Annotated in this window: 4 protein-coding genes; all 4 read left to right on the top strand. The window is 69.9% G+C overall.

Translation table 11 applies throughout. From position 1 onward, the window contains the following. The first annotated feature begins 188 nt into the window (after positions 1 to 188). On the top strand, positions 189 to 716 hold the full coding sequence (locus AOM04_RS14100) for an inositol monophosphatase family protein (protein ID WP_267127741.1): 528 nt from the start codon (positions 189 to 191) through the stop codon (positions 714 to 716). Further along, positions 716 to 1,618: a sulfate adenylyltransferase subunit CysD gene (gene cysD / locus AOM04_RS14105; protein ID WP_062462203.1), complete on the top strand. Its 903-nt coding sequence runs from the start codon at positions 716 to 718 to the stop codon at positions 1,616 to 1,618. The genes AOM04_RS14100 and cysD overlap by 1 nt, the downstream gene beginning before the upstream one ends. After that, positions 1,618 to 2,865 (top strand): sulfate adenylyltransferase subunit 1, encoded by a 1,248-nt coding sequence (locus AOM04_RS14110; RefSeq protein WP_062465433.1) that lies wholly within the window; start codon positions 1,618 to 1,620, stop codon positions 2,863 to 2,865. The genes cysD and AOM04_RS14110 overlap by 1 nt, the downstream gene beginning before the upstream one ends. Before the next feature lie 6 nt (positions 2,866 to 2,871). Then, positions 2,872 to 3,614 (top strand): sulfite exporter TauE/SafE family protein (locus AOM04_RS14115; RefSeq protein WP_062465434.1); only part of this gene is annotated, 743 nt, incomplete at its 3' end.

A 3,614-nucleotide genomic window follows, 5' to 3' on the forward strand; every position in this document is an offset into this window, starting at 1 on the left:
GCGCGGGCCGCGGGCGAGGAGCTGCTGCGGGTGCGGCGCGAGTCTGGCCTGGCGGGCAAGGAGCTGGGCAACGCCGGCGACGCCGCGGCGCAGTCCGTGCTGGCCGCGCTGCTGGCCGAGCACCGCCCCGACGACGCGGTGCTGTCGAGGAGGCGAAGGACTCCGCGGCGCGCCTGAGCGCGCAGCGTGTGTGGATCATCGACCCGCTGGACGGCACCCGTGAGTTCTCCGAGGGCCGCGCCGACTGGGCCGTGCACATCGCGCTGTGGATCGCGGGCGAGCTCGCGCTGGGCGTCGTCGGGATCCCCGGCGAGGACCTCGTGCTGAGCTCCGCGGACGTCGCCGCGGCACCCGAGCCCGCCGAGGGCTCGCCGCTGCGCCTGGCCGTGTCGCGCTCGCGCCCGCCGGCCGTCACCGAGCCGGTGCGCGCCGCCCTGGACGCCGAGCTGCTGCCCATGGGATCGGCCGGCGTGAAGATCGCCGCCGTGGTGCGCGGGCAGGTCGACGCGTACGTCCACGCGGGCGGCCAGTACGAGTGGGACTCGGCCGCACCGGTCGCCCTGGCCCGCGCGGCGGGGCTCCACACCTCTCGGATCGACGGTTCCCCGCTCGTCTACAACGCGGATCCCTACCTGCCGGACCTCATCGTGTGCCGGCCGGTGCTGGCGCCGCGGATCCTCGCGGCGATCTCGGACTACACCGACGGAGATTCTTGATGACGGCTACCTCGTTCAGCCAGCTGGATGCGCTGGAGGCTGAGGCCATTCATATCGTGCGCGAGGTTGTCGCGCAGATGGAGCGTCCGGCGCTGCTGTTCTCGGGCGGCAAGGACTCGATCGTGCTGCTGCACATCGCGCTCAAGGCGTTCGCGCCGGCGCGGCTGCCGATGCCGCTGATGCATGTCGACACGGGCCACAACTTCCCCGAGGTCATCGACTACCGCGACCGTGTGGTCGAGCAGTACGACCTGAACCTGGTGGTGGGCTCGGTGCCCGACGCGATCGAGCGTGGGTTCGTGCGGGAGGAGCCCAACGGCTCGCGCAACCGCATCCAGACGCCGGTGCTGCTGGACACCATCGAGAAGAACAAGTTCGACGCCTGCATGGGTGGTGCGCGTCGCGACGAGGAGAAGGCCCGCGCCAAGGAGCGCGTGTTCTCCTTCCGTGACGACTTCGGCCAGTGGGATCCGCGCAACCAGCGTCCCGAGCTGTGGAGCCTGTACAACGGTCGTGTCCACCAGGGCGAGTCGATCCGTGTGTTCCCGCTGTCGAACTGGACCGAGCTGGACATCTGGGACTACATCAACTCCCGCGGCATCGAGGTGCCGTCGATCTACATGGCCCACGAGCGTGACGTGTTCCACCGTGACGGCATGTGGATGGCTGCCAACGAGTTCTGCCAGCCCCGTGAGGGCGAGATGATCGAGCGGCGCACCGTGCGCTACCGCACGGTGGGCGACGCGACGCTGACCGCGGCGGTGCTGTCCGACGCGGACACCGTCGACAAGATCATCGCGGAGACCGCTGCGACGCGACTGACCGAGCGCGGTGCCACGCGCGGCGACGACCGGGTGTCGGAGGCCGCGATGGAGGACCGCAAGAAGGAAGGGTACTTCTGATGGATCTTCTCCGTTTCGCGACCGCAGGGTCGGTCGACGACGGCAAGTCCACCCTCATCGGCCGTCTGCTGTACGACAGCAAGTCGATCTTCGAGGACCAGCTCGACGCGGTCGAGGCCGCCTCGAAGGCCCGCGGCACCGAGTACACGGACCTGGCGCTGCTGACCGATGGTCTGCGTGCCGAGCGTGAGCAGGGCATCACCATCGATGTCGCGTACCGCTACTTCGCGACCCCGAAGCGCAAGTTCATCATCGCGGACACGCCCGGACACCAGCAGTACACCCGCAACATGGTCACGGGTGCCTCCACGGCCGACCTCGCGATCATCCTCGTGGACGCCCGCAAGGGCATGACGGAGCAGTCGCGTCGCCACGCGACCCTGTCGTCGCTGCTGCGCGTGCCCCACATCGTCCTCGCGGTCAACAAGATGGACCTGGTGGGCTGGTCCGAGGAGCGCTTCAACGAGATCTACGCCGAGTTCACCGAGTTCGCGGCCAAGCTCGACGTGCCCGACCTCACCGCGATCCCGATGTCTGCCCTGCTGGGCGACAACGTGGTCGACCGGTCCGTGAACATGCCCTGGTACGGCGGCGGATCGCTGATGCACCACCTCGAGCACGTGCACATCGCCTCGGACCGCAACCTCCAGGACGTGCGCTTCCCCGTGCAGTACGTCATCCGTCCCATGCGCAACGAGCTGCACGACTACCGCGGCTTCGCCGGACAGGTCGCGTCGGGCATCATCAAGGTCGGCGACGAGGTCATGGCCCTGCCGTCGGGCATGACCAGCCGTGTCGCCGCGATCGACGGCCCCGGCGGACCCCTCGAGGCCGCCCAGCCGCCGATGTCGGTCACGCTGCGCCTCGAGGACGAGATCGACGTGTCCCGCGGCGACGTGATCTGCCGGGTGGGCAACCACCCCGAGCCCACCCAGGACGTCGACGCGACGATCTGCTGGATGGACTCCGACGCCCTCACCGTGGGCCGCAAGCTCGGCATCCTCCACACCACCCGCATGGCCCGCGCCATGGTCAAGGACATCGCCTACGAGCTCGACGTCAACACCCTCCACCGGGAGAAGGACGTCACCGAGCTGGGGCTGAACGCCATCGGCCGCGTCAAGCTGCGCGTCACCACGCCGCTGCTGCTGGACGACTACGCCGACAACCGCACCACCGGCTCGTTCATCCTCATCGACGAGGCCACCAACCGCACCGTCGGTGCCGGCGTGGTCCGCGAGCACTAGCCCCGCATGGATCTAGGACTCATCGCGGCCGCCGCCGGCATCGGCGTGGTCGTCGGCCTGACCGGCATGGGCGGGGGCGCCCTCATGACGCCCACGCTCGTGCTGTTCTTCGGCATCCCCGCCCCCGTCGCGGTGTCCTCGGACATCGTCGCGGCGGCCGCGATGAAGCCCTTCGGCTCCTGGGTCCACATCCGCAACAAGACCGTCAACTGGCAGCTCGTCCGCCTCCTCACGTACGGCTCCGTGCCCGCCGCGTTCCTCGGCGTGCTCCTGCAGCACCTCCTCGGCAACGGCGAGGCCATCGAGACGTTCACCAAGCGAGCCCTCGGCATCGCGCTGATCCTGGCCTCCGCGGGCCTGCTCGTACGCGCCTACATGCGCCTGCGCGAACGCGCCCGCTCCCGCGACGGCTCCGCCCCACCGCTGCCCACCACCCGACCCGACGTGGTCCCGCGCCCCGTCGCGACCGTCATCGTCGGCATCGTCGGCGGCCTCATGGTCGGCCTCACCTCCGTCGGCTCGGGCTCCCTCATCATCATCGCCCTCATGGCCCTCTACCCCGCCCTGAAGGCCAACCAGCTCGTCGGCACCGACCTCGTCCAGGCCGTGCCCCTCGTGGTCTCCGCCGCGGTCGCCCACCTGTGGTTCGGCGAGGTCGACTGGTCCGTCACCATCCCCGTCATCATCGGCTCCATCCCCGGCACCTACCTCGGCGCCCAGCTGTCCTCCCGCGTCGGCGGCGGCGGCCT

Origin of the sequence: Demequina soli, from assembly GCF_000971195.1 — a bacterium.
Taxonomy (GTDB): domain Bacteria; phylum Actinomycetota; class Actinomycetes; order Actinomycetales; family Demequinaceae; genus Demequina; species Demequina soli.

Bases quoted from the DNA above. Each gene is read 5' to 3' on its own strand.
- cysD (WP_062462203.1), top strand. From the start codon at position 716: ATGACGGCTACCTCGTTCAGCCAGCTGGATGCGCTGGAGGCTGAGGCC.
- AOM04_RS14110 (WP_062465433.1), top strand. From the start codon at position 1,618: ATGGATCTTCTCCGTTTCGCGACCGCAGGGTCGGTCGACGACGGCAAG.